This is a genomic window from Enterobacter sp. BNK-14 (assembly GCF_047456095.1).
Classification (GTDB): Bacteria; Pseudomonadota; Gammaproteobacteria; order Enterobacterales; family Enterobacteriaceae; genus Enterobacter; species Enterobacter kobei.
In genome coordinates this window covers 3,175,124-3,199,940 of sequence record NZ_CP179897.1, presented here as the reverse complement: position 1 = coordinate 3,199,940, position 24,817 = coordinate 3,175,124, and the positions used below count along the sequence as shown (strand labels likewise).

20 protein-coding genes, 1 tRNA gene and 3 rRNA genes are annotated in these 24,817 nt (G+C 53.6%); 13 read left to right on the top strand and 11 right to left on the bottom strand.

Annotation, left to right across the window (positions count from 1 at the left end):
- Window positions 1-4: 4 nt before the first annotated feature.
- The 3 genes from ecnB to efp all read right to left on the bottom strand — a co-directional run bounded on the left by ecnB (window position 5) and on the right by efp (window position 1,006).
- A complete protein-coding gene (ecnB, locus tag ACMGGM_RS15230; protein ID WP_003025482.1) occupies window positions 5-151 on the bottom strand; it encodes a lipoprotein toxin entericidin B in 147 nt (48 codons plus the stop codon).
- 108 nt (window positions 152-259) lie between these two features.
- The gene (locus ACMGGM_RS15225; protein ID WP_063943825.1) at window positions 260-391 is read right to left on the bottom strand and encodes an entericidin A/B family lipoprotein; all 132 of its coding nucleotides are present in this window, start codon (window positions 389-391) and stop codon (window positions 260-262) included.
- Window positions 392-439: 48 nt separating this feature from the next.
- Window positions 440-1,006, bottom strand: coding sequence for an elongation factor P (gene efp, locus ACMGGM_RS15220; protein ID WP_014882207.1), 567 nt, complete (start codon window positions 1,004-1,006; stop codon window positions 440-442).
- Window positions 1,007-1,046: 40 nt separating this feature from the next.
- Here efp and epmB point away from each other — a divergent pair, with 40 nt between their 5' ends.
- Window positions 1,047-2,075 (top strand): EF-P beta-lysylation protein EpmB, encoded by a 1,029-nt coding sequence (epmB, locus tag ACMGGM_RS15215; RefSeq protein ID WP_063943823.1) that lies wholly within the window; start codon window positions 1,047-1,049, stop codon window positions 2,073-2,075.
- Window positions 2,076-2,140: 65 nt separating this feature from the next.
- Here the strand turns inward: epmB and ACMGGM_RS15210 are convergent, their stop codons facing one another.
- On the bottom strand, window positions 2,141-2,494 hold the full coding sequence (locus tag ACMGGM_RS15210) for a DUF4156 domain-containing protein (protein WP_014882205.1): 354 nt from the start codon (window positions 2,492-2,494) through the stop codon (window positions 2,141-2,143).
- Between the two features lie 232 nt (window positions 2,495-2,726).
- Between ACMGGM_RS15210 and ACMGGM_RS15205 the strand changes: the two genes are divergently transcribed.
- Genes ACMGGM_RS15205 through iadA form a run of 3 tightly spaced genes read left to right on the top strand, consistent with a single transcriptional unit; the run spans window position 2,727 to window position 5,008 of the window.
- Window positions 2,727-3,392 carry a nucleoside recognition domain-containing protein gene (locus tag ACMGGM_RS15205; protein WP_063943821.1) on the top strand — a complete coding sequence of 222 codons (666 nt, stop codon included), beginning with the start codon at window positions 2,727-2,729 and terminating at the stop codon, window positions 3,390-3,392.
- Window positions 3,373-3,834, top strand: a complete 462-nt coding sequence (locus ACMGGM_RS15200) for a YjiG family protein (protein WP_014882203.1) — start codon at window positions 3,373-3,375, stop codon at window positions 3,832-3,834. The genes ACMGGM_RS15205 and ACMGGM_RS15200 overlap by 20 nt, the downstream gene beginning before the upstream one ends.
- A 10-nt stretch (window positions 3,835-3,844) precedes the next feature.
- Window positions 3,845-5,008: a beta-aspartyl-peptidase gene (iadA, locus tag ACMGGM_RS15195; protein WP_063943819.1), complete on the top strand. Its 1,164-nt coding sequence runs from the start codon at window positions 3,845-3,847 to the stop codon at window positions 5,006-5,008.
- A gap of 73 nt (window positions 5,009-5,081) precedes the next feature.
- Here iadA and groL read toward each other — a convergent pair whose 3' ends face one another.
- Window positions 5,082-6,725 carry a chaperonin GroEL gene (groL, locus tag ACMGGM_RS15190; RefSeq protein WP_014882201.1) on the bottom strand — a complete coding sequence of 548 codons (1,644 nt, stop codon included), beginning with the start codon at window positions 6,723-6,725 and terminating at the stop codon, window positions 5,082-5,084.
- 31 nt (window positions 6,726-6,756) lie between these two features.
- The gene (locus ACMGGM_RS15185; protein ID WP_003855929.1) at window positions 6,757-7,050 is read right to left on the bottom strand and encodes a co-chaperone GroES; all 294 of its coding nucleotides are present in this window, start codon (window positions 7,048-7,050) and stop codon (window positions 6,757-6,759) included.
- 179 nt (window positions 7,051-7,229) lie between these two features.
- Between ACMGGM_RS15185 and yjeH the strand changes: the two genes are divergently transcribed.
- On the top strand, window positions 7,230-8,477 hold the full coding sequence (yjeH, locus tag ACMGGM_RS15180) for an L-methionine/branched-chain amino acid transporter (protein ID WP_032637712.1): 1,248 nt from the start codon (window positions 7,230-7,232) through the stop codon (window positions 8,475-8,477).
- 24 nt (window positions 8,478-8,501) lie between these two features.
- Here yjeH and ACMGGM_RS15175 read toward each other — a convergent pair whose 3' ends face one another.
- Window positions 8,502-8,966: an FxsA family protein gene (locus ACMGGM_RS15175; protein ID WP_014882199.1), complete on the bottom strand. Its 465-nt coding sequence runs from the start codon at window positions 8,964-8,966 to the stop codon at window positions 8,502-8,504.
- Between the two features lie 335 nt (window positions 8,967-9,301).
- Between ACMGGM_RS15175 and aspA the strand changes: the two genes are divergently transcribed.
- From aspA to ACMGGM_RS15145, 6 genes are all read left to right on the top strand, one after another.
- Window positions 9,302-10,738 carry an aspartate ammonia-lyase gene (gene aspA / locus ACMGGM_RS15170; protein ID WP_003855923.1) on the top strand — a complete coding sequence of 479 codons (1,437 nt, stop codon included), beginning with the start codon at window positions 9,302-9,304 and terminating at the stop codon, window positions 10,736-10,738.
- A gap of 115 nt (window positions 10,739-10,853) precedes the next feature.
- Complete coding sequence (locus ACMGGM_RS15165) at window positions 10,854-12,155, top strand: anaerobic C4-dicarboxylate transporter (protein ID WP_023331834.1); 1,302 nt, start codon at window positions 10,854-10,856, stop codon at window positions 12,153-12,155.
- A gap of 113 nt (window positions 12,156-12,268) precedes the next feature.
- Window positions 12,269-12,592 (top strand): divalent cation tolerance protein CutA, encoded by a 324-nt coding sequence (cutA, locus tag ACMGGM_RS15160; protein WP_014882197.1) that lies wholly within the window; start codon window positions 12,269-12,271, stop codon window positions 12,590-12,592.
- Window positions 12,568-14,271: a protein-disulfide reductase DsbD gene (locus ACMGGM_RS15155; protein ID WP_063943817.1), complete on the top strand. Its 1,704-nt coding sequence runs from the start codon at window positions 12,568-12,570 to the stop codon at window positions 14,269-14,271. Before cutA ends, ACMGGM_RS15155 begins: the two co-directional genes overlap by 25 nt.
- A 49-nt stretch (window positions 14,272-14,320) precedes the next feature.
- Window positions 14,321-14,896: a transcriptional regulator gene (locus ACMGGM_RS15150; protein ID WP_014882195.1), complete on the top strand. Its 576-nt coding sequence runs from the start codon at window positions 14,321-14,323 to the stop codon at window positions 14,894-14,896.
- A 127-nt stretch (window positions 14,897-15,023) separates the two neighbouring features.
- Window positions 15,024-15,099: transfer RNA gene (locus ACMGGM_RS15145), tRNA-Phe, on the top strand.
- 216 nt (window positions 15,100-15,315) lie between these two features.
- On the opposite strand, the gene rrf is transcribed toward ACMGGM_RS15145, so the two are convergent.
- The 3 genes from rrf to ACMGGM_RS15130 all read right to left on the bottom strand — a co-directional run bounded on the left by rrf (window position 15,316) and on the right by ACMGGM_RS15130 (window position 20,147).
- Window positions 15,316-15,431: ribosomal RNA gene (rrf, locus tag ACMGGM_RS15140) — 5S ribosomal RNA — on the bottom strand.
- Window positions 15,432-15,495: 64 nt separating this feature from the next.
- Window positions 15,496-18,399: ribosomal RNA gene (locus tag ACMGGM_RS15135) — 23S ribosomal RNA — on the bottom strand.
- Between the two features lie 208 nt (window positions 18,400-18,607).
- Window positions 18,608-20,147: ribosomal RNA gene (locus ACMGGM_RS15130) — 16S ribosomal RNA — on the bottom strand.
- The 16S, 23S and 5S rRNA genes sit together here, the layout of an rRNA operon.
- Window positions 20,148-20,642: 495 nt before the next feature.
- On the opposite strand from ACMGGM_RS15130, the gene ACMGGM_RS15125 reads away from it, so the two are divergent.
- Complete coding sequence (locus ACMGGM_RS15125; protein ID WP_023338934.1) at window positions 20,643-21,596, top strand: nickel/cobalt transporter; 954 nt, start codon at window positions 20,643-20,645, stop codon at window positions 21,594-21,596.
- A 33-nt stretch (window positions 21,597-21,629) separates the two neighbouring features.
- Here ACMGGM_RS15125 and proP read toward each other — a convergent pair whose 3' ends face one another.
- Window positions 21,630-23,132, bottom strand: a complete 1,503-nt coding sequence (gene proP / locus ACMGGM_RS15120; RefSeq protein ID WP_014882193.1) for a glycine betaine/L-proline transporter ProP — start codon at window positions 23,130-23,132, stop codon at window positions 21,630-21,632.
- A 650-nt stretch (window positions 23,133-23,782) separates the two neighbouring features.
- On the opposite strand from proP, the gene kdgT reads away from it, so the two are divergent.
- Window positions 23,783-24,775 carry a 2-keto-3-deoxygluconate transporter gene (kdgT, locus tag ACMGGM_RS15115; RefSeq protein WP_014882192.1) on the top strand — a complete coding sequence of 331 codons (993 nt, stop codon included), beginning with the start codon at window positions 23,783-23,785 and terminating at the stop codon, window positions 24,773-24,775.
- Window positions 24,776-24,817 lie beyond the last annotated feature (42 nt).

Genomic DNA, 24,817 nt, shown 5'->3' with positions numbered 1-24,817 from the left:
TTAATTACTGCTGTGCTTTTGTTGCCGCACCAGAGATTGCACTACCACCTTCAGAAATATCCTGACCAACGCCACGCGTGGTATTACAGGCAGTTAATACTGAAGAAAGTACCAGGACTGAAAAGATCGCTGCAATTGTCTTCTTAACCATAATATCTTCCTTTTATAGCCAAAGTTGTTTTGTGTATAGCAACTTAAGAATAGACAAGATCCCGCCGATTGACGGACAAGGAAGCATTTTTCGGAAAATTAGACGAGCTTAGCTGGACGCGTGAGAAATGATATGCCCAAGATCCTGGATATCTTCCCCCATGCCGCGCGTGGTGTTACAGCCGGAAAGCAATGCACTGGAGAGCGCTAACAGAAGCAGAATTTTAACGGTACGTTTCATCATCCCTGCCTGCAAAAATCAGGCGCAGCGGGCGCTGCGCCCTGACTATTACTTCACGCGTGATACGTATTCGCCGGAGCGGGTATCCACTTTGATCACTTCGCCAGTCTGTACGAACAGTGGCACTTTAACCACAGCACCGGTAGACAGCGTCGCTGGTTTACCGCCAGTACCGGCAGTGTCACCTTTCAGACCTGGATCGGTTTCAACGATTTCCAGCTCAACAAAGTTTGGCGGGGTAACAGCGATAGGCTGACCGTTCCACAGGGTCACGATGCACTCAGCCTGATCCAGCAGCCATTTTTCGCTATCGCCAATCGCTTTCGCGTCAGCAGACAGCTGCTCGAAGGTTTCGTTGTTCATGAAGTGCCAGAACTCACCGTCGTTGTACAGGTAAGTCAGGTTCATATCCACAACATCTGCGCCTTCAGCGGAGTCGGTAGACTTGAAAGTTTTCTCAACGCGGGTACCGGTCAGCAGGCGGCGCAGCTTAACGCGTGCGAATGCCTGGCCTTTACCTGGTTTAACGAATTCGCTGGCTTCAACCGCGTACGGTTCGCCGTCCATCATGATTTTAAGACCAGCACGAAAATCGTTGCTATAGTACGTTGCCATAAGGCCCTCTAAATTTGTTAACTGGTAGCTAAGCCACAAAATGGCGCATATTGTAACCCTAAACACCCCGTCCAGAGAAGATTGGTTATCGCAACTTGCCGATGTAATCACCAGTCCTGATGAATTGCTGCGTCTTTTAGACCTCGATCAGCACCCAGAGTTGCTTGCGGGCCGCGAGGCAAAGCGCCTTTTCGCCCTGCGCGTTCCACGCGCGTTTGTTGCGCGCATGGAGAAAGGCAATCCTGACGATCCGCTTTTAAAACAAACCATTACCTTGCAGGATGAGTTCATTACTGCACCAGGGTACAGCACCGATCCCCTGGAAGAGCAGAACAGTGTGGTACCGGGTTTACTGCATAAGTATCTCAACCGCGCCCTGCTGCTGGTCAAAGGCGGCTGCGCGGTAAATTGCCGTTATTGCTTCCGTCGGCACTTCCCTTACGCCGAAAACCAGGGAAATAAGCGCAACTGGCAGGTCGCGCTGGACTATATCGCCGCCCATTCAGAGCTGGATGAGATTATTTTTTCCGGCGGTGACCCGCTGATGGCAAAAGATCATGAGCTGGACTGGCTATTAACCCAGCTTGAGGCCATCCCGCACATCAAACGTCTGCGTATTCACAGCCGTTTACCGATTGTCATTCCGGCACGCATTACTGACGGACTGGTGTCGCGCCTGGCGCAATCCCGCTTGCAGGTGCTGCTGGTGAACCATATTAACCACGCGAATGAAATTGACGATGCATTTCGCGCGGCCATGGCGTGCCTGCGTAAAGTGGGGGTCACGCTACTAAACCAGAGCGTGCTGCTGCGTGGGGTAAATGATAGCGCCCGCGTGCTGGCCGACCTCAGCAACGCCCTGTTTGATGCGGGTGTCTTGCCCTATTACCTGCATGTGCTGGACCGCGTGCAGGGTGCGGCGCACTTCATGGTGACCGATGAAGAAGCCCGACAGATTATGCGCGAGCTGTTAACGCTGGTTTCAGGTTATATGGTACCCAAGCTGGCGCGCGAAATTGGCGGAGAGCCAAGTAAGACGCCGCTGGATTTGCAGCTGCGGCAGCACTAAAAGGCAGGTGGCGCTACGCTTACCTGCCCTACAGGGTCCGGGCGCAGCGCCATCACCGCGTTAACTCAGTTCGGGCACTTGTAGACCTGGCCGCTCATCTGGCTGGCGGTTGGCACGAAGCTGGAGAGCATTCCCTGCGTTGGGCTACTCACGCCGTAAATCACATTGCCGCCCATCGCCGCAGCCTGGTTACGCAGGGCATTCGCCGCACCGCGCATAGAGCCGCCCTCTTCACCATGCTGTCCCGACATCCAGTTGCTTTGCTCGCCCGTGGCCGTGCCTAACAGCTGGCATTCGCTACCCGGCTTATCTTCCACAAAGCGAACACCCTGGCCCGCCGCCGACAGCTCATTGCTGGAGCTACAACCCGCCAGCAGCAATGCTGCCCCTACAATCCCTGCACAGACTTTTACGCGCATGTTATTCCTCGTTTTCAATAAGCTGGACAGTAGTTGTCCGTGTCTAAATCTTATACCTAAAAGATGACCAAAAGAAAAATGCCGAGCATTTCTGCGAGCCAGATTCCGCCTGGCACTCCTCCGACATCTTAAATGAATTCTGATAATAGCCTTTGGGATATCGTGTTTTAGCCCTCGATCGTATGTAGTGGTGCGACGTACAACTTTTGTACGCAATGAAAAAGGGGGTTTCATGAGTGCATCATCCTCAGGAGAGGAAAAAGTGACATGGGTAGGCTATCTGGCGTTTGTACTCACCATCGTATTTTTCTCCGGTTTTTTCGCCAAAAGTACTGAATGGTGGCGCGTGCTGGACTTTACCGTCTTAAACGGTAGCTTTGGACCGGTCAACGGCGCCCTGACGTTTCGCGGCACGGGCGGAACGGGGGCGAAAGACGGGTTTTTATTTGCCCTTGAACTGGCGCCCTCGGTCATTTTATCGCTCGGGATCATTGCCGTCACCGAAGGTCTGGGCGGACTGCGTGCCGCACAACAGCTGATGACGCCTATTTTGCGTCCGCTGCTTGGCGTGCCGGGGATCTGCTCTCTGGCCCTTATCGCCAACCTGCAAAACACCGATGCGGCGGCAGGTATGACCAAAGAGCTGACCGACGACGGAGCAATTACCGACCATGAACGCGCCATTTTCGCTACCTTCCAGACCAGCGGAAGCGCCATTATTACCAACTATTTTTCTTCCGGCGCCGCGCTTTTCACGTTTATTACCGTCCCGGTGATCGCGCCGCTGGCCGTCATTCTGGTATTCAAATTTGTTGGCGCTAACTTCCTGCGACTGTGGATCGCCCGTATGGAAGATCATCGTTTTCAGGAGGAAAAAAATGATCGCCCAGCCGCGTAAAAATATCATGGACATGTTTATTGATGGTGCCCGTCGCGGCTTTACCATCGCGACCACCAGCCTGCTGCCAAACGTGGTCATGGCATTTGTCATTATTCAGGCGCTGAAGGTGACGGGCCTGCTGGATATCGTGGGCAATGTTTGCGAGCCCGTCATGGCGCTCTGGGGGCTTCCGGGCGCGGCGGCAACGGTCCTTCTGGCCTCGGTGATGAGTATGGGCGGCGGCGTGGGGGTCTGCGCCAGTCTGGTCGCCGCCGGCTCACTCAACGGTCACGATGCCACCATCCTGCTGCCCGCCATCTATTTGATGGGCAATCCGGTGCAAAATACCGGCCGCTGCCTGGGTACCGCAGGCGTGAATCCGAAATATTACCCGCACATTATTACGGTTTGCGTCATTAACGCCCTGCTCTCAATGTGGGTGATGCAGCTACTCTTCTGAGGAGATAAAAATGGATTTTTCAGTGCTGGAACCCCATCTTTTCCGCAACGCACATCTCTACGCCCCGGAGGATCGGGGACATTGCGATCTGCTGATCGCTGGGGGAAAAATTGTTGCGATCGAAAAAGCGGGGCATGCAACAACGCGGATGGCGTGTCCTGAAACCGATCTCGCTGGAGCGGTGATTTGCCCGGGATTTATCGATCAGCATGTGCATCTCATCGGTGGCGGCGGTGAAGCGGGGCCCCACACCCGCACGCCGGAGGTGCGGCTGTCTGCGCTGGTAGCAGCAGGTATCACCTCCGTGGTTGGCCTGCTGGGCACCGACGGCGTCACCCGACACCCTGAATCACTGCTGGCAAAAACACGCGCGCTTGAGCATGAAGGGATCAGCGCGTGGATGCTGACGGGCGCGTACGGACTGCCTTCTCCGACGATTACCGGCAGTATTGAAAAAGATGTGGCGCTGATCGACAAAATCATTGGTGTGAAATGCGCGATTTCCGATCATCGCTCTTCCGCGCCAGCGGACGATCGGCTCGCCAGCATGGCCGCCCAGTCACGCGTCGGCGGGCTATTGGGTGCCAAAGCGGGGATTTCCGTTTTTCACCTCGGCAACAGCCCGAAGCTGCTGGAGCCGCTCCTTAACATTCTGAATAACGCTGACGTTCCCCGCACGAAGCTGCTGCCCACCCACGTTAACCGCGGTGAGGCGCTCTTCCTCGCCGCGCTAAACTATGCTCGCGAAGGGGGTTATATCGATATCACCACCAGCATCAGCGAACCCATTGATGCCGCCACCGCCATTGCGACAGCCCGCGAAGCGCAGGTGCCGTTTAACCGTCTCACGCTCAGCTCGGACGGTAACGGTAGCCAACCGAATTTTGACGCAAATGGCAATCTGGTAGGTATTGGCGTGGCAGGATTCGAATCCCTTCCGGAAACCCTACAGCAGTTGGTCAGCCGCTATCACCTGCCGCTGGAGGAGGCGCTTCTGCCATTTACGCGTAATGTGGCGGAGTTTCTCGGGCTGGAGCATAAAGGACGGATCGCGCCCGGATGCGATGCCGATTTCCTGGTGTTGACGGACGATCTAAAAATCCACGAGGTCTGGGCGAAAGGCCGCCAGATGGTGCGCGAAGGTGTTGTGTGCGTGAAAGGCACCTTTGAGTAGCAACTGGACAGGCAATAAAAAACCCCGGGCATCGCTGCCCGGGGTTCGTTCTGAGAGGTTCAGAACAACATGATTACATCATGCCGCCCATACCACCCATGCCGCCCATACCAGCAGCACCTAAGTCAGGCGCGTCGCCTTTAGGCATATCAGTAACCATGCACTCGGTGGTGATCATCAGGCCAGCTACAGATGCCGCATACTGCAGAGCAGAACGGGTAACTTTAGTTGGGTCCAGAATACCGAAGTCGATCATGTTGCCGTATTCTTCAGTTGCCGCGTTGTAACCGTAGTTACCTTCGCCCGCTTTCACGTTGTTCGCAACCACAGATGGCTCTTCACCGGCGTTAGAAACGATCTGACGCAGAGGCGCTTCCATTGCGCGCAGCGCAACTTTGATACCCACGTTCTGGTCTTCGTTCTGTGCAGTCAGGCCAGCCAGTTTAGCGGCAACACGCACCAGCGCAACGCCACCACCAGCAACCACGCCTTCTTCTACCGCAGCACGGGTCGCGTGCAGGGCATCGTCAACGCGCGCTTTTTTCTCTTTCATTTCAACTTCGGTCGCAGCACCGACTTTGATAACAGCGACACCACCTGCCAGTTTCGCTACGCGCTCCTGCAGTTTTTCACGGTCGTAATCAGAGGTTGCTTCTTCGATCTGCTTACGGATCTGACCAACACGGCCCTGAATAGCGGCTTCTTCACCCACACCGTCGATGATGGTGGTGGTGTCTTTGTTGATCACAACGCGTTTTGCCTGGCCCAGGTCTTCCAGGGTCGCTTTTTCCAGCTCCATACCGATCTCTTCAGAGATAACGGTACCGCCAGTCAGGGTAGCGATATCCTGCAGCATCGCTTTACGACGATCGCCGAAGCCAGGTGCTTTAACCGCAGCCACTTTCACGATGCCACGCATGGTGTTAACCACCAGGGTCGCCAGCGCTTCGCCTTCAACGTCTTCAGCGATGATAACCAGCGGTTTGCCTGCTTTCGCAACGGCTTCCAGCACTGGCAGCATTTCGCGGATGTTGGAGATTTTCTTGTCAGCCAGCAGGATGAACGGGCTTTCCAGCTCAACAGCGCCAGTCTCTGGCTTGTTGATGAAGTATGGGGACAGGTAGCCGCGGTCGAACTGCATACCTTCAACCACGTCCAGTTCGTCTTCCAGACCGGTACCGTCTTCAACGGTGATAACGCCTTCTTTACCGACTTTGTCCATCGCTTCAGCGATCAGTTTACCTACGGTTTCGTCGGAGTTAGCGGAGATGGTACCTACCTGAGCAATGGCTTTGGAGTCAGAGCACGGTACGGACAGCGCTTTCAGCTCTTCAACAGCGGAAGCGACAGCTTTGTCGATACCACGTTTCAGATCCATTGGGTTCATGCCCGCAGCAACGGCTTTCAGACCTTCAGTGATGATAGCCTGCGCCAGTACGGTCGCGGTGGTGGTACCGTCACCTGCAGCATCGTTCGCTTTAGAGGCAACTTCTTTCACCATCTGCGCACCCATGTTTTCGAACTTGTCTTCCAGTTCGATTTCACGTGCTACAGAAACACCATCTTTGGTGATGGTTGGCGCGCCGAAGGATTTATCCAGCACTACGTTACGGCCTTTCGGGCCCAGGGTCACTTTAACTGCATCGGCCAGTACGTTTACGCCGCGGAGCATTTTTACACGAGCGTCGTTACCGAATTTTACGTCTTTAGCTGCCATGTTCTTATTTCCTCAAATTCTCGTGCGTAAATTACGCTTCAACAATTGCCAGAATGTCGCTCTCGGACATGATCAACACTTCTTCATTGTCGATCTTCTCGGATTTCACGCCGTAGCCATCGTTGAAAATTACGATGTCACCAACTTTAACGTCCAGCGGCTGCACAGTTCCGTTTTCCAGGATGCGGCCCTTACCGACAGCGATGATTTCGCCACGCGTTGATTTGGCTGCAGCAGAACCGGTCAGAACGATGCCGCCAGCAGACTTGGTTTCAACTTCTTTACGTTTGACGATCACACGATCATGTAACGGACGAATACTCATTGATAGCTCTCCTTTGAGAAAGTCATTATCAGTTATGGATGACGCCGGCCCGCATGCGGTTTTCCGACTAGTGCCCTGAGAGATGGGGATAGCTTTTTCCCCCTTCAAGGGGGAGTTGAAAAAAAAATTTGCGAAAGTGTTACCATCCCCTCTCTTTTGATATTGGCAGGACGATGTCAATGAGTGGACTTAAACAGGAGTTGGGACTGGCGCAGGGCGTTGGCCTGCTCTCAACCTCCTTGTTAGGTACGGGCGTATTTGCCGTACCCGCACTGGCGGCGCTGGTAGCAGGCAATAACAGCCTGTGGGCGTGGCCGGTGCTGATTGTGCTGGTGTTTCCGATAGCCATTGTGTTTGCCATCCTCGGGCGGCACTTCCCTGACGCAGGCGGTGTGGCGCACTTTGTCGGGCTGGCTTTTGGCCCGCGACTGAAGCGTGTTACCGGCTGGCTGTTTCTCTCGGTGATCCCGGTGGGTCTTCCTGCGGCATTGCATATTGCAACCGGCTTTGGACAGGCGCTGTTTGGCTGGCATAACGAGCAGCTCCTGCTGGCTGAACTGGGTACGCTGGCCATCGTCTGGTGGGTGGGCTCACGCGGCGCCAGCTCAAGTGCAAACCTGCAGACGCTGGTTGCGGTACTGATTGTTGCGCTCGTTGCTGCTGTCTGGTGGGCGGGCGATATCACAATTAAGGACATTCCCTTCCCGGCAGCGACAAACATTGACCATTCACAGCTTTTCGCCGCCCTTGCCGTTATGTTCTGGTGTTTTGTGGGTCTCGAAGCGTTCGCCCATCTGGCCTCTGAATTTAAGCAGCCTGAGCGCGATTTTCCGCGCGCGCTGATGATTGGCCTGCTGCTGGCGGGAACAGTTTACTGGGCCTGCACCGTGCTGGTATTGCACTTCAACGCATTCGGTGCGGATAAAGCGGCTGCCGCGTCACTGCCTGGCATAGTGGTACAGCTGTTTGGCGTAAAAGCGCTGTGGGTCGCGTGTATGATTGGCTATCTCGCCTGTTTTGCCAGCCTGAATATTTATATCCAGAGCTTTGCCCGTCTGGTGTGGTCGCAGGCGCTTTATAATCCTGAAAGCCGTCTTGCGCAGTTGTCCAAACGTCAACTTCCGGTGAATGCACTGAATACCGTGCTGGGCTGCTGCGTGTTGAGTACGCTGGGTATTTACGTACTGAAAATCAATCTGGATGCCCTGATCGTCTACGCCAACGGCATTTTCATTATGATCTATCTGCTGTGCATGCTGGCGGGCTGTCGTCTGCTGGAAGGCCGTTATAAAGCACTGGCGGTCGTCGGGGGTGTGCTTTGCCTGCTGTTGCTGGCAATGGTGGGATGGAAGAGTGTGTATGCCATCGTCATGCTGGCAGGGCTGTGGCTGTTTTTACCGAAGCGGCAAAACCCGCAGGCCCGGTGAGCGATGCGCCACCGGGCAAAAAAATCACCGATCGTCTTTGTGGTCTAAACGGTCGTGCTGTTCATCCTTACGCTGATACTCCCCTTCAAACGTATCGCCCGGGCCCGTACTGAAGCCACCGCCCGGCATACGGCTAAAACGCAGATGCGGCAGCAGCTTCATGGTCAGGTGTTTTTGCACTGGCGGCAGAAGCAGCAAAAGGCCGAGGAAGTCGGTAAAGAAGCCAGGCAGAATAAGCAGCAGACCCGCGATAATCAGCGACACGCTTTTGATCATCTCTTCTGCCGGGCTTTCGCCTGCAGCCATCTTCTGCTGCATTATCAGGAAATTTTTGAAACCCTGGTTACGCACCAGCGACATGCCGATGACGGAGGTGAAAATCACCAGAACCAGCGTCAGCAGGACGCCCAGTACATGGGCAACCTGGATAAAAATGGAAATCTCAATGTAAACATAGAGAAAGAAAGCAATAAATGGTATCCAGCGCACTGGCATCTCCTGTAGGGCAGGTGCCGTCAGGCCCCTGTCTGAATGTGTTCGCGACGCGCGTTTGTATGAAATGGTGGCAGTTAGCGAAAATTCAATCGGTTTGCACGGATATTTTTTCTGGAAATATTAAAGCGGTGACACATTTCACAGATTAATAATTATCATGGAATCGGCTCGATAATAAGTGATCCAGCTTACGGCAATTCGCTATCATCAGCATATGATCTCGAGCATCTGGCTGATTGAGGGAATAATCGTCGGTCAGAAAATATTCAAAACCACATATATACTGTGTGTTTAGTACAATCCATCGGCAGCTTGAAAAGAAGGTTCACATGTTAAACAACATTCGTATCGAAGAAGACTTGTTGGGTACCAGGGAAGTTCCAGCGGATGCCTACTATGGTGTTCACACTCTGAGAGCGATTGAAAACTTCTACATCAGCAACAGCAAAATCAGCGACATCCCTGAGTTTGTCCGTGGCATGGTGATGGTGAAGAAAGCCGCAGCGCTGGCCAACAAAGAGCTGCAAACCATTCCTAAAAGCGCGGCAAATGCGATTATCGCTGCCTGCGATGAAGTGCTGAACAACGGCAAATGCATGGACCAGTTCCCGGTTGACGTCTATCAGGGCGGCGCGGGTACCTCCGTCAACATGAATACCAACGAAGTACTGGCAAACATCGGCCTGGAGCTGATGGGTCATCAGAAAGGTGAATACCAGTACCTGAACCCGAACGACCACGTTAACAAATGCCAGTCCACCAACGACGCCTACCCAACCGGCTTCCGTATCGCGGTGTATGCCTCCGTGGTGAAACTGGTGGACGCCATCAACCAACTGGGCGATGGCTTCCAGCGTAAAGCGGTTGAGTTCCAGGATATCCTGAAAATGGGTCGTACCCAGTTACAGGACGCAGTGCCAATGACGCTGGGCCAGGAATTCCACGCATTTAACGTGCTGCTGAATGAAGAGACCAAAAACCTGCTGCGCACCTCTGAGCTGCTGCTGGAAGTGAACCTGGGCGCAACCGCCATCGGTACGCGTCTGAACACCCCGGATGGCTATCAGCAGCTGGCGGTTCAGAAGCTGGCTGAAGTATCCAACCTGCCGGTCGTGCCTGCGGAAGACCTGATTGAAGCCACCTCCGACTGCGGCGCGTACGTGATGGTACACAGCGCACTGAAACGTCTGGCGGTGAAACTGTCCAAAATCTGTAATGACCTGCGCCTGCTCTCTTCCGGCCCGCGCGCTGGCCTGAACGAAATCAACCTGCCAGAGCTGCAGGCGGGTTCGTCCATCATGCCAGCTAAGGTGAACCCGGTCGTGCCAGAAGTGGTGAATCAGGTTTGCTTCAAAGTCATCGGTAACGACACTACCGTGACGATGGCCTCCGAGGCCGGTCAGCTGCAGCTGAACGTAATGGAGCCCGTGATTGGCCAGGCGATGTTCGAATCTATCCACATCCTGACTAACGCCTGCTACAACCTGCTGGAAAAATGCATTAACGGCATTACCGCAAATAAAGAAGTGTGTGAAGGCTACGTTTACAACTCTATCGGGATCGTCACCTACCTCAACCCGTTCATCGGTCACCATAACGGTGACATCGTCGGTAAGATTTGTGCCGAAACCGGTAAGAGCGTGCGTGAAGTGGTGCTGGAGCGCGGACTGTTGACCGAGGCTGAGCTGGACGATATCTTCTCCGCCCAGAACCTGATGCACCCGGCATATAAAGCGAAACGATATACCGATGAAAGCGAACAGTAACCGTTCAGGCTAGGCTTTTAAAGGCACGTCACTTGTGACGTGCCTTTTTTCTTTTTAGGCGTTACCAAAATACAACAATTCAATATCAACTTGTTAATAAGCAAGGCAGGTCCTTATGTTTGGAGCAGAACTCGTCATCGTCTTGTTGGCGATTTATTTGGGAGCAAGACTCGGGGGTATCGGCATCGGTTTTGCCGGCGGTCTCGGGGTGCTCGTTCTTACCCTTATCTTTCAGATTAAACCCGGCGCAATCCCCTTTGACGTTATCGAAATCATCATGGCAGTTATTGCCGCTATCGCCGCTATGCAGGTGGCAGGCGGTATGGACTACCTGGTGAGTCTGGCGGAGCGTATGCTGCGCCGCCATCCTAAATACATTACCTTCCTTGCCCCGCTGGTCACCTGGTTTATGACCATTCTCGCGGGAACTGGCCACACGGCGTTCTCCACGCTGCCGGTGATTACCGAAGTGGCAAAAGAACAGGGGATTCGCCCGTCTCGTCCCCTCTCTATTGCCGTCGTTGCGTCTCAGATTGCCATCACCGCGTCGCCGATCTCTGCCGCCGTGGTCTTCTTCGCCGGTATCCTTGAGCCGATGGGCGTGAGCTACCTGACGCTGCTGGCGATCTGTATTCCGGTGACGCTGATTGCGGTCATGATTACTGCCGTGCTGTGTAACTTCCTCGGTGCCGAACTGAAAGACGATCCGGTTTACCAGGAGCGTCTGGCAAAAGGTGAAGTGAGACTGCGCGGTAGCCAGGTCTTCGAACTGAAGCCGCACGCAAAGCGCTCCGTACTGCTTTTCCTGATTGGTATCGTCGCAGTGATGTTCTACGCAACCGCCATCAGTGACACCGTGGGGCTGATTCAGAACCCGGTTCTGCCGCGTAACGAAGCGATTGTGGTGTTCATGCTGACTATCGCGACGCTGATTAGTATCACCTGTAAAATCGACACCAGCGAAGTGCTGAACGCCAGTACCTTTAAATCCGGTATGAGTGCCTGCGTGTGTGTACTGGGTGTGGCATGGCTCGGCGACACCTTCGTGAAGGCGCACATCAGCGATATCCAGACCGTAGCCGGCGACCTGCTGCACAACTACCCGTGGCTGCTGGCGGTCGTGCTGTTCTTTGCTGCGACCCTGCTTTACTCCCAGGCAGCAACCACCAAAGCGCTGATGCCTGCGGCACTCATGTTAGGCGTAACGCCGCTGACGGCGATTGCCTCTTTCGCAGCCGTTTCCGCACTGTTCGTTCTGCCAACCTACCCAACCCTGCTGGCAGCGGTTGAAATGGATGACACTGGCTCTACCCGTATCGGTAAATACGTGTTTAACCACGCGTTTCTGATCCCGGGCGTGGTAGCAATTACGCTTTGCGTCATCCTCGGCTTTATCATCGGTGGCATTGTGCTGTAAACCTTCAGCCGTTGTAAAAATAGTTAAAATCGGGCCGCACTGCGGCCCGATTCATTAATGACCAATCGTCTTGCGTGATATAGTGAAGACTTTCGTGATGAGGAGGTCGACTTGTGAACACGCCTGATGCCGTTGTCGTACTGTGTACCGCCCCTGATGAAGCCTCTGCCCAGGATCTCGCCGCCAAAGTGCTGGCCGAAAAATGGGCAGCCTGCGTAACGCTCCTCCCCGGCGCAACCTCCCTTTATTACTGGGAAGGCAAACTGGAGCAGGAGTACGAAGTCCAGATGTTGCTAAAAACCAACCGGGCGAACCAGCAGGCGCTCCTCGACTGCCTCAAGTCTCATCATCCTTACCAAACTCCAGAGCTGCTGGTGCTGCCAGTGCTCCATGGCGATAACGACTATCTCACATGGCTCAACGCTTCCTTACGCTGATCCTGCTGCTGTGCAGCACATCAGTATTTGCCGGGTTGTTTGACGCACCCGGCCGTTCAAACTTTATTCCTGCCGACCAGGCGTTTGTTTTCGATTTTCAGCAGAACCAGCACGATCTCAATCTGACCTGGCAGGTGAGAGAGGGTTACTACCTTTACCGCAAACAGGTCAGTATCACGTCCGCAAAGGCTAACGTCGGCGCATTGCAGATGCCCGCGGGCGAGTGGCACGAGGACGAGTTCTACGGTAAGAGTGAAATCTATCGTCAGCGCTTAAACGTCCCCGTCACGGTGAATCAGGCGGATAAAGGCGCCACGCTGACGGTGACGTATCAGGGCTGTGCCGACGCGGGCTTCTGCTATCCTCCTGAAACGAAGGTCGTTCCGCTTACTGAAGTTAAAGCCGCTGCCTCCCCTCTCCCCCCAGGGGAGAGGGCCAGGGTGAAGGGAGAAGGCGAAGCCACTTCAGATCTTCCCTTCTCAGCGTTTTGGGCGCTACTGATTGGTATTGGCATTGCCTTTACGCCGTGTGTACTGCCCATGTACCCGCTGATCTCCGGGATTGTGCTAGGCGGTAAGCAACGGCTTTCCACCGCCCGGGCGCTGCTGCTGGCTTTTATTTATGTCCAGGGCATGGCATTAACCTACACGGCGCTCGGCCTCGTGGTCGCCGCCGCTGGATTGCAATTCCAGGCAGCGCTTCAGCATCCTTACGTGCTTATTGGTCTGTCAGTTGTCTTTATTCTTTTGGCGCTGTCGATGTTTGGCCTGTTCACTCTGCAACTGCCCTCTTCGCTGCAAACCCGCTTAACGCTGATGAGTAATCGTCAGCAGGGAGGAGCTGCAGGCGGCGTGTTCGCAATGGGTGCAATTGCCGGGCTAATCTGTTCACCCTGCACCACTGCGCCGCTCAGCGCCATCCTGCTGTACATCGCCCAGAGCGGCAATATGTGGCTCGGTGGCGGAACGCTGTATCTTTATGCGCTGGGGATGGGTCTGCCGCTCATTCTTGTGACGGTCTTTGGTAATCGTCTGCTGCCGAAAAGCGGACCGTGGATGGAGACGGTGAAAACCGCGTTTGGTTTTGTCATTCTGGCGCTACCGGTGTTCCTGCTGGAGCGCATCATCGGAGACGAGTGGGGAAGGCGTCTGTGGGCGATGCTTGGCGTCGCATTCTTCTCCTGGGCATTTATCGTCAGCCTGGGGGCGAAAAAGCCATGGATGCGCCTTGTGCAAATCCTGCTGCTGGCGGCTGCACTGGTCAGCGTGCGTCCGCTGCAGGACTGGGCATTTGGCACGCCGGTGGGTCAGACGCAGGCGCATCTGGACTTCACCCGCATTAACAATGTCGATGAGCTCAATAGCGCCCTGGCTCAGGCAAAAGGTAAACCGGTGATGCTCGATCTCTATGCTGACTGGTGTGTTGCCTGCAAAGAGTTTGAAAAATACACCTTTAGCGATCCTCAGGTACAAAGCGCCCTGAAAGAGACGGTGTTGCTTCAGGCAAACGTCACGGCCAACAATGAGCAGGATAAGACTCTGCTTAAGCACCTTAACGTACTCGGGCTGCCAACCATTTTATTCTTCAATGAACAAGGGGAAGAGCAGCCAGAACAGCGTGTAACCGGGTTTATGGATTCAACGGCATTCAGCGCGCATTTGCGCAATCGCCAACCGTAAACAACACTTTAGACGGGACATACCGTTGGGAATAGCGGAGGAGATAACCGTGCAACGTGAAGACGTACTGGGACAAGCCCTGCAATTACTTGAGATTCAAGGGATCGCCAGCACCACGCTTGAGATGGTAGCCGACCGTATCGATTACCCTCTGGATGAGTTAACGCGCTTCTGGCCGGATAAAGAGGCCCTGCTTTATGATGCGCTGCGCTACCTTAGCCAGCAGGTGGATATCTGGCGCAGACAGCTGATGCTTAATGAAGAACTGACGGCTGAGCAAAAGCTGTTGGCTCGCTACACCGCCCTGACTGAATGTGTCAGTAACAATCGTTATCCGGGCTGCCTGTTTATTGCCGCCTGTACATTTTATCCCGATCCCGGGCATCCAATACATCAGCTGGCGGATCAGCAAAAGCGTGCGGCGCATGACTTCACTCACGAGCTACTGACAACGCTTGAAGTGGATGACCCGGCAATGGTCGCTAAGCAAATGGAGCTGGTACTGGAGGGTTGTCTGAGCCGCATGCTGGTGAATCGTAGCCAGGCCGATGTGGATACGGCGCACCGCCTGGCGGAAGATATTCTTCGCTTTGCTCAGTGTCGTATGGGCGGGGCGTTGACGTAAGCGAATCAGCGAAATTTGGTCTTTTCGGCGCGTAAACCGCCAGATTGCCGTAAAGTTAAGCAATTGAACAGCTTTCCCCGAAATAATGTTGACGATAAGGCGCGATTGCGGTTTAATGCGCTCCGTTGCCCGGATAGCTCAGTCGGTAGAGCAGGGGATTGAAAATCCCCGTGTCCTTGGTTCGATTCCGAGTCCGGGCACCACTATTTAAAGAACCCAGCCTATGGCTGGGTTTTTGCTTTTCTGCGTTTATAAATCCCTTCTTTTATATTCTTGCTTCTCTTTCCGGTGAGATCGTGCAATCTGCTTTGCCGGATGGCGGCTTTGCCTTATCCGTCCTACGGGAAAATTTCAAGGAGAGGAATAAAACCCAAAGCAAAAAACCCCGCACCTTACGGTACGGGGTTCTTCTATTTGATGCCTGGCAGTTCCCTACTCTCACATGGGGAGACCCCACACTACCATCGGCGCTACGGCGTTTCACTTCTGAGTTCGGCATGGGGTCAGGTGGGACCACCGCGCTAAAGCCGCCAGGCAAATTCTGTAATCTGTATCAGGCTGAAAATCGTCTCTCACCGCCAAAACAGCTTCGGCGTTGTAAGGTTAAGCCTCACGGTTCATTAGTATCGGTTAGCTCAACGCATCGCTGCGCTTACACACCCGACCTATCAACGTCGTCGTCTTCAACGTTCCTTCAGGAGACTTATAGTCTCAGGGAGAACTCATCTCGGGGCAAGTTTCGTGCTTAGATGCTTTCAGCACTTATCTCTTCCGCATTTAGCTACCGGGCAGTGCCATTGGCATGACAACCCGAACACCAGTGATGCGTCCACTCCGGTCCTCTCGTACTAGGAGCAGCCCCCCTCAATTCTCCAGCGCCCACGGCAGATAGGGACCGAACTGTCTCACGACGTTCTAAACCCAGCTCGCGTACCACTTTAAATGGCGAACAGCCATACCCTTGGGACCTACTTCAGCCCCAGGATGTGATGAGCCGACATCGAGGTGCCAAACACCGCCGTCGATATGAACTCTTGGGCGGTATCAGCCTGTTATCCCCGGAGTACCTTTTATCCGTTGAGCGATGGCCCTTCCATTCAGAACCACCGGATCACTATGACCTGCTTTCGCACCTGCTCGAGCCGTCACTCTCGCAGTCAAGCTAGCTTATGCCATTGCACTAACCTCCTGATGTCCGACCAGGATTAGCTAACCTTCGTGCTCCTCCGTTACTCTTTGGGAGGAGACCGCCCCAGTCAAACTACCCACCAGACACTGTCCGCAACCCGGATTACGGGTCTACGTTAGAACACCAGCCATTAAAGGGTGGTATTTCAAGGTCGGCTCCACGCAGACTGGCGTCCACGCTTCAAAGCCTCCCACCTATCCTACACATCAAGGACCAGTGTTCAGTGTCAAGCTATAGTAAAGGTTCACGGGGTCTTTCCGTCTTGCCGCGGGTACACTGCATCTTCACAGCGAGTTCAATTTCACTGAGTCTCGGGTGGAGACAGCCTGGCCATCATTACGCCATTCGTGCAGGTCGGAACTTACCCGACAAGGAATTTCGCTACCTTAGGACCGTTATAGTTACGGCCGCCGTTTACCGGGGCTTCGATCAAGAGCTTCGCGTTACCGCTAACCCCATCAATTAACCTTCCGGCACCGGGCAGGCGTCACACCGTATACGTCCACTTTCGTGTTTGCACAGTGCTGTGTTTTTAATAAACAGTTGCAGCCAGCTGGTATCTTCGACTGATTTCAGCTCCACCCGCAGGGGCTTCACCTACATATCAGCGTGCCTTCTCCCGAAGTTACGGCACCATTTTGCCTAGTTCCTTCACCCGAGTTCTCTCAAGCGCCTTGGTATTCTCTACCTGACCACCTGTGTCGGTTTGGGGTACGATTTCGTGTTACCTGATGCTTAGAGGCTTTTCCTGGAAGCAGGGCATTTGTTACTTCAGCACCGTAGTGCCTCGTCATCACACCTCAGCGTTAAAAGGTACCGGATTTACCTGGAACCTCCGCCTACATGCTTAAACCGGGACAACCGTCGCCCGGCTAACATAGCCTTCTCCGTCCCCCCTTCGCAGTAACACCAAGTACAGGAATATTAACCTGTTTCCCATCGACTACGCCTTTCGGCCTCGCCTTAGGGGTCGACTCACCCTGCCCCGATTAACGTTGGACAGGAACCCTTGGTCTTCCGGCGAGCGGGCTTTTCACCCGCTTTATCGTTACTTATGTCAGCATTCGCACTTCTGATACCTCCAGCAACCCTCACAGGCCACCTTCAACGGCTTACAGAACGCTCCCCTACCCAACAACACATAGTGTCGCTGCCGCAGCTTCGGTGCATGGTTTAGCCCCGTTACATCTTCCGCGCAGGCCGACTCGACCAGTGAGCTATTACGCTTTCTTTAAATGATGGCTGCTTCTAAGCCAACATCCTGGCTGTCTGTGCCTTCCCACATCGTTTCCCACTTAACCATGACTTTGGGACCTTAGCTGGCGGTCTGGGTTGTTTCCCTCTTCACGACGGACGTTAGCACCCGCCGTGTGTCTCCCGTGATAACATTCTTCGGTATTCGTAGTTTGCATCGGGTTGGTAAGCCGGGATGGCCCCCTAGCCGAAACAGTGCTCTACCCCCGAAGATGAATTCACGAGGCGCTACCTAAATAGCTTTCGGGGAGAACCAGCTATCTCCCGGTTTGATTGGCCTTTCACCCCCAGCCACAGGTCATCCGCTAATTTTTCAACATTAGTCGGTTCGGTCCTCCAGTTAGTGTTACCCAACCTTCAACCTGCCCATGGCTAGATCACCGGGTTTCGGGTCTATACCCTGCAACTTAACGCCCAGTTAAGACTCGGTTTCCCTTCGGCTCCCCTATACGGTTAACCTTGCTACAGAATATAAGTCGCTGACCCATTATACAAAAGGTACGCAGTCACCTAACAAGTAGGCTCCCACTGCTTGTACGTACACGGTTTCAGGTTCTTTTTCACTCCCCTCGCCGGGGTTCTTTTCGCCTTTCCCTCACGGTACTGGTTCACTATCGGTCAGTCAGGAGTATTTAGCCTTGGAGGATGGTCCCCCCATATTCAGACAGGATACCACGTGTCCCGCCCTACTCTTCGAGTTCACAACCTGTGCATTTTCGTGTACGGGACTATCACCCTGTACCGTCGGACTTTCCAGACCGTTCCACTAACACACAAGCTGATTCAGACTCCGGGCTGCTCCCCGTTCGCTCGCCGCTACTGGGGGAATCTCGGTTGATTTCTTTTCCTCGGGGTACTTAGATGTTTCAGTTCCCCCGGTTCGCCTCGTTAACCTATGTATTCAGTTAACGATAGTGTGACGAATCACACTGGGTTTCCCCATTCGGACATCGCCGGGTCAAAGGTTCATATCACCTCGCCGGCGCTTTTCGCAGATTAGCACGTCCTTCATCGCCTCTGACTGCCAGGGCATCCACCGTGTACGCTTAGTCGCTTAACCTCACAACCCGAAGATGTTTCTTTCGATTCATCATCGGTTTGCGAAAATTTGAGAGACTCGAACACACATAACATGTGTGTCGTTTCAATTTTCAGCTTGATCCAGATTTTTAAAGAGCAAAACTTCTTAATGCACTCAAAAGTACATTCAGAAGTTCATCATTCATCAGACAATCTGTGTGAGCACTGCAAAGGCAGGTTCTTTAAGGTAAGGAGGTGATCCAACCGCAGGTTCCCCTACGGTTACCTTGTTACGACTTCACCCCAGTCATGAATCACAAAGTGGTAAGCGCCCTCCCGAAGGTTAAGCTACCTACTTCTTTTGCAACCCACTCCCATGGTGTGACGGGCGGTGTGTACAAGGCCCGGGAACGTATTCACCGTAGCATTCTGATCTACGATTACTAGCGATTCCGACTTCATGGAGTCGAGTTGCAGACTCCAATCCGGACTACGACGCACTTTATGAGGTCCGCTTGCTCTCGCGAGGTCGCTTCTCTTTGTATGCGCCATTGTAGCACGTGTGTAGCCCTACTCGTAAGGGCCATGATGACTTGACGTCATCCCCACCTTCCTCCAGTTTATCACTGGCAGTCTCCTTTGAGTTCCCGGCCTAACCGCTGGCAACAAAGGATAAGGGTTGCGCTCGTTGCGGGACTTAACCCAACATTTCACAACACGAGCTGACGACAGCCATGCAGCACCTGTCTCAGAGTTCCCGAAGGCACCAATCCATCTCTGGAAAGTTCTCTGGATGTCAAGAGTAGGTAAGGTTCTTCGCGTTGCATCGAATTAAACCACATGCTCCACCGCTTGTGCGGGCCCCCGTCAATTCATTTGAGTTTTAACCTTGCGGCCGTACTCCCCAGGCGGTCGACTTAACGCGTTAGCTCCGGAAGCCACGCCTCAAGGGCACAACCTCCAAGTCGACATCGTTTACGGCGTGGACTACCAGGGTATCTAATCCTGTTTGCTCCCCACGCTTTCGCACCTGAGCGTCAGTCTTTGTCCAGGGGGCCGCCTTCGCCACCGGTATTCCTCCAGATCTCTACGCATTTCACCGCTACACCTGGAATTCTACCCCCCTCTACAAGACTCTAGCCTGCCAGTTTCGAATGCAGTTCCCAGGTTGAGCCCGGGGATTTCACATCCGACTTGACAGACCGCCTGCGTGCGCTTTACGCCCAGTAATTCCGATTAACGCTTGCACCCTCCGTATTACCGCGGCTGCTGGCACGGAGTTAGCCGGTGCTTCTTCTGCGGGTAACGTCAATTGCTGCGGTTATTAACCACAACACCTTCCTCCCCGCTGAAAGTACTTTACAACCCGAAGGCCTTCTTCATACACGCGGCATGGCTGCATCAGGCTTGCGCCCATTGTGCAATATTCCCCACTGCTGCCTCCCGTAGGAGTCTGGACCGTGTCTCAGTTCCAGTGTGGCTGGTCATCCTCTCAGACCAGCTAGGGATCGTCGCCTAGGTGAGCCGTTACCCCACCTACTAGCTAATCCCATCTGGGCACATCTGATGGCAAGAGGCCCGAAGGTCCCCCTCTTTGGTCTTGCGACGTTATGCGGTATTAGCTACCGTTTCCAGTAGTTATCCCCCTCCATCAGGCAGTTTCCCAGACATTACTCACCCGTCCGCCACTCGTCACCCGAGAGCAAGCTCTCTGTGCTACCGTTCGACTTGCATGTGTTAGGCCTGCCGCCAGCGTTCAATCTGAGCCATGATCAAACTCTTCAATTTAAGTTTGATGCTCGTGAATTAAACTTCGTAATGAATTACGTATGTTCACTCAGAGACTTGGTATTCATTTTTCGTCTTGCGACGTTAAGAATCCATGTCACTTTGAGTGCCCACACAGATTGTCTGATAAATTGTTAAAGAGCAGTGCAACGCGGCTTTCGCTCACCGTTGCGAGGTGGCGTATATTACGCTTTCCTCTTTCAGAGTCAACCCGTTATTTCAGGATTTTTTCTCTTCAACCGACCGGGTTGTCTGTGAAGTGATTCACATCTGCCGTGTCGATGGAGGCGCATTATAGGGAGTTCTCCGCAGGCCGCAACCGCTAAATGACAGAAAAATGACTGACTGCTGCATTCCACAGCAAAACCCCGCCTTATACCCTTTTACACACAGACTTATCCACAACATCATCAGGATCCCGATGCGATCCTGCGAACTGAACAAGAAGATCAACTATACTAGCGGCAAATATTCTTCCTAGCAGAGCACTCCCTCATGAACACACAACGCCTCGCCCGCGACTGGCGTCTCCCTACCGCAGGGGTGATGCTGCTGGCTATTCTGTTTGCCAGTTTTACCCTGCATACGCACTGGAGCGCCTTTATCCAGTGGTGTCTTGCCACTCAAATTACCCTGCACCGTTATCTGGTGATGTATCTGCTGCAGCTGAATAACCACCAGTACAGCGGCGGACTATGGCTCTTAACAGGCGCCTTCCTTTATGGCGTGCTGCACGCCATCGGGCCGGGGCACGGGAAATTCATTGTGACGACCTATCTGACCACTAATAAGGAAAGCGAGCGGGCTGCCCGGGTCGTTCCTTTCCTTGGCAGCCTGATGCAGGGCGTGAGCGCCATTCTGTTTGTCTTTATTCTGGCGGTGGGGTTTAACCTCGCCTCAGGGGATATCAGTACCAGCCGCTGGTATGTAGAGAAGATAAGCGCAGTGCTGATTGGTGTATTCGGCGCGTTCGTCATTTATCAGGCATTAAAGAGCCTGCGTCCGCGCAGAATGACGATCTCAGCCATCAGTCCCCTCCATCAGCACAATGAACACTGTGGCTGCGGCCATCACGGCGTGGGTGCCGACCTGACGCAGGGAGACTGGAAAACTCGCCTGGGGGTGATTCTGGCGATTGGCGCACGCCCGTGCAGTGGGGCAATCATGATTCTGATGTTTTCAAATGCGCTGGGCATTGTCACCTGGGGGATGGCTGCCGTCATGACAATGTCCCTGGGAACGGCACTCTCGATTATGGGGCTCTCGCTGGCGGTACGTTATGCCCGTGAACGCACGGTGGCCTGCTTCGGGGGAAATAGCACGTTAAGATGGCTGGTGCCAGCCGTCAAAATAGCCGGCGGGATAGTTCTGATCCTGTTCGCGACCGTTCTCTTCCTGACGGTCATCCCCATCAGCGCCAATGGCGACTACATCGCTGCCGGATGCTAATAAAAGAAAACCCGCCGTTGGCGGGTTTCTTTATTACTCGTTGATGCGTGGATGCTGATCCACCAGTCGGGAGCGTTTTTTCTGCAGTTCTTCAATCTCTGCGTCAATGTCTTCAATCTTCTGCTCTACATTATCGTAGTGCTCACGCAGGATCTCTTTCGCTTCCTGAATATCCGATGCCGCAGGCGTCGCCCCTTTCAGTGGACGGTTCGCCGTCTCCTTCATCGTAATACCGGTAATCAAGCCAATCACCGCGATCACCATCAGGTAATAAGCAGGCATCATCAGATTCTGCGTGCTTTCCACCAGCGAGGCGGCAAGCGTCGGGGTCAGACCGGCAATCAGTACCGAGATGTTAAAGGCTGCCGCCAGCGCACTGTAACGAATATGCGTCGGGAACATCGCAGGCAACGTTGAGGCCATCACCCCGATGAAGCAGTTCAGGATCACCGCCAGCATCAGCAGACCCGCAAAAATCAGCCCCAGCACGTTACTGTTGATCAGAATAAAGGCCGGGATTGCCAGGGCAAACAGCGCCACGCTTCCCAGAATAATGAATGGTCGACGACCAAAACGGTCACTCAGCAGACCCATAATCGGCTGCACGAACAGCATACCCACCATGATGGCAATAATAATCAGCACACCGTGATCTTCCGAGTAATGCAGGTTATGCGACAGATAACTCGGCATGTAGGTCAGCAGCATGTAGTAGGTCACGTTGGTCGAAATCACCAGACCAATACAGGTCAGCAGGCTGCGCCAGTGCTTAGTGGCAATCTCTTTGAACGACACCTTCGGACCATCCTGCAGCCCTTCGCGGTCACCCTGCTCCAGTTTCTCAACGTGCTGCTGGAACGCCGGTGTCTCTTCCAGCGCATGACGCAGATACAGACCGATGATCCCCAGCGGCAGCGCGAGGAAGAACGGGATACGCCAGCCCCAGTCGAGGAAGTTCTCTTCACCGACGACGGTTGAAATCAGCACCACGACACCCGCCCCCATCACGAACCCGGCAATCGAGCCGAAGTCCAGCCAGCTCCCCATAAAACCGCGCTTACGGTCCGGGGAATACTCCGCGACGAAGATCGAGGCACCGGTATATTCCCCACCGACGGAGAAACCCTGCGCCATCTTACAGAGCAGCAGCAGAATCGGTGCCCAGATGCCGATCGTGGCATAGGACGGAATCAGGCCGATACAGAAGGTACTTATCGACATGATGACAATGGTGATGGCAAGGATCTTCTGGCGACCGTATTTATCACCGAGCATACCGAAGAACAGACCACCCAGCGGGCGAATAAGGAAAGGAACGGAGAACGTCCCCAGTGCGGCAATCATCTGCAGGCTGGGATCAGCCCCTGGGAAAAACACTTTACCTAACGCGTAGGCCACAAAGCCATAGACACCAAAATCGAACCATTCCATCGCATTACCGAGCGAGGCTGCGGTGATGGCCTTACGCAATTTTGCGTCGTCAATAATAGTGACGTCGCGAAGCGTGATGGGTTTAATCTTTTTCCTTCTCAGCATAGCTATCCTCGTTGACTCGGCCCTGTCTGTTTCACAATCCAGTGTGGGTGCTGTGAACCTTGGGATCCGCTCCATGCGAATCGCCTTATTCAAGCGTAGCAGGTTTACTTACATTGACGTTTATCGTCGATACAACCGAACCTGTTGACGCCTGCCAGGGCAGTTAATGACCTTTTTACCCTACCAGCGTTTATATTTGTGATCAACTTCACACATATATTTATGCTGCGTAAAGTGAAGACAGTCTTTGTCAATTTCCGCAAATAAGCACTTTCTCAACCCGTCCCAAAGAAACATTTTCATGTTGTCCCATTTTCTTTTTATCACGACATAAAAAGCCGCTTTTTTACAAGAGATTTACATAAACCCCATCCAGCCAGAACGCGGCGTAAAGTTTACAATCAATATGTGACGCAGATAACTAAAACACTGTTTTATTTTCATTGAATCATTATTCCAGTGATCGCATGATAATTCCCGAAACATAGCGATGAGTGTTTTCTGACAAGAGAAAACCAGAGCGCTTACTGAATTTTGTTGCGGGGTTATCCAATACAAGCCATCAAGAAAACCCTTCATCATTTTGAATTTATTGATTTTTTATTCGCGCCCGCCGCTCGCTATGAGGGGTAACATTGTGAGGGTTGTATATGAAGATTAAAGCCACGATAGAACGTATTCCTGGTGGTATGATGCTGGTCCCCCTGGTACTCGGTGCTATTCTGAATACCTTAGCGCCTGAAACCGGGGCTTATTTTGGCGGTTTCACAAAAGGGATGATTACAGGTACCGTCCCCATCCTGGCAGTCTGGTTCTTTTGTATCGGTGCATCCATTAATTTACGTGCAACAGGCACCGTATTACGCAAATCCGGCACGCTGGTCATAACCAAAATAGCGGTGGCCTGGGTTGTCGCCATGATATGCGCGATGTTCATTCCAGAGAATGGAATTCAGACCGGTTTCTTCGCGGGTTTATCGGTCCTGGCAATTGTCTCGGCGATGGATATGACTAACGGCGGGTTGTATGCCAGCCTGATGAACCAGTACGGAACGAAAGAAGAATCCGGGGCATTTGTTCTGATGTCTCTGGAGTCCGGCCCGCTCATGACGATGCTGATCCTGGGTTCTGCTGGCCTGGCCTCTTTTGAGCCTCACCACTTTGTTGGCGCGATCCTGCCCTTCCTGATCGGTTTCGCCCTCGGGAATCTGGATCACGATCTGCGCGATTTCTTCAGCAAAGCCACACCCGTACTCATCCCGTTCTTTGGTTTTGCGCTGGGCAACACCATCAACCTGAACGTGATCCTTGATACGGGCCTGCTGGGTATTGTGCTGGGGGTTGCGGTCATCATCATCACCGGTATTCCGTTGATTATTGCCGACCGCGTGATTGGCGGCGGAAACGGCACGGCGGGTGTCGCCGCCTCTTCAGCCGCAGGTGCTGCGGTCGCAAACCCGGTGATTATTGCTCAGATTAACCCGGCCTTCGAACCGGTAGCCGCTTCTGCAACGGCACTGGTGGCTGCCAGCGTGATTGTTACCGCGATTCTGGTGCCGATCATCACGGCACTGTACGCGAAACGCTACGGAAACGTGCAAGAGAAAGATGTAGAAAGGAAGGCAGCAGAGCTTCAACATTAACAAACCGCACCAAACCATCCCCTCTCCCCTCTGGGGAGAGGG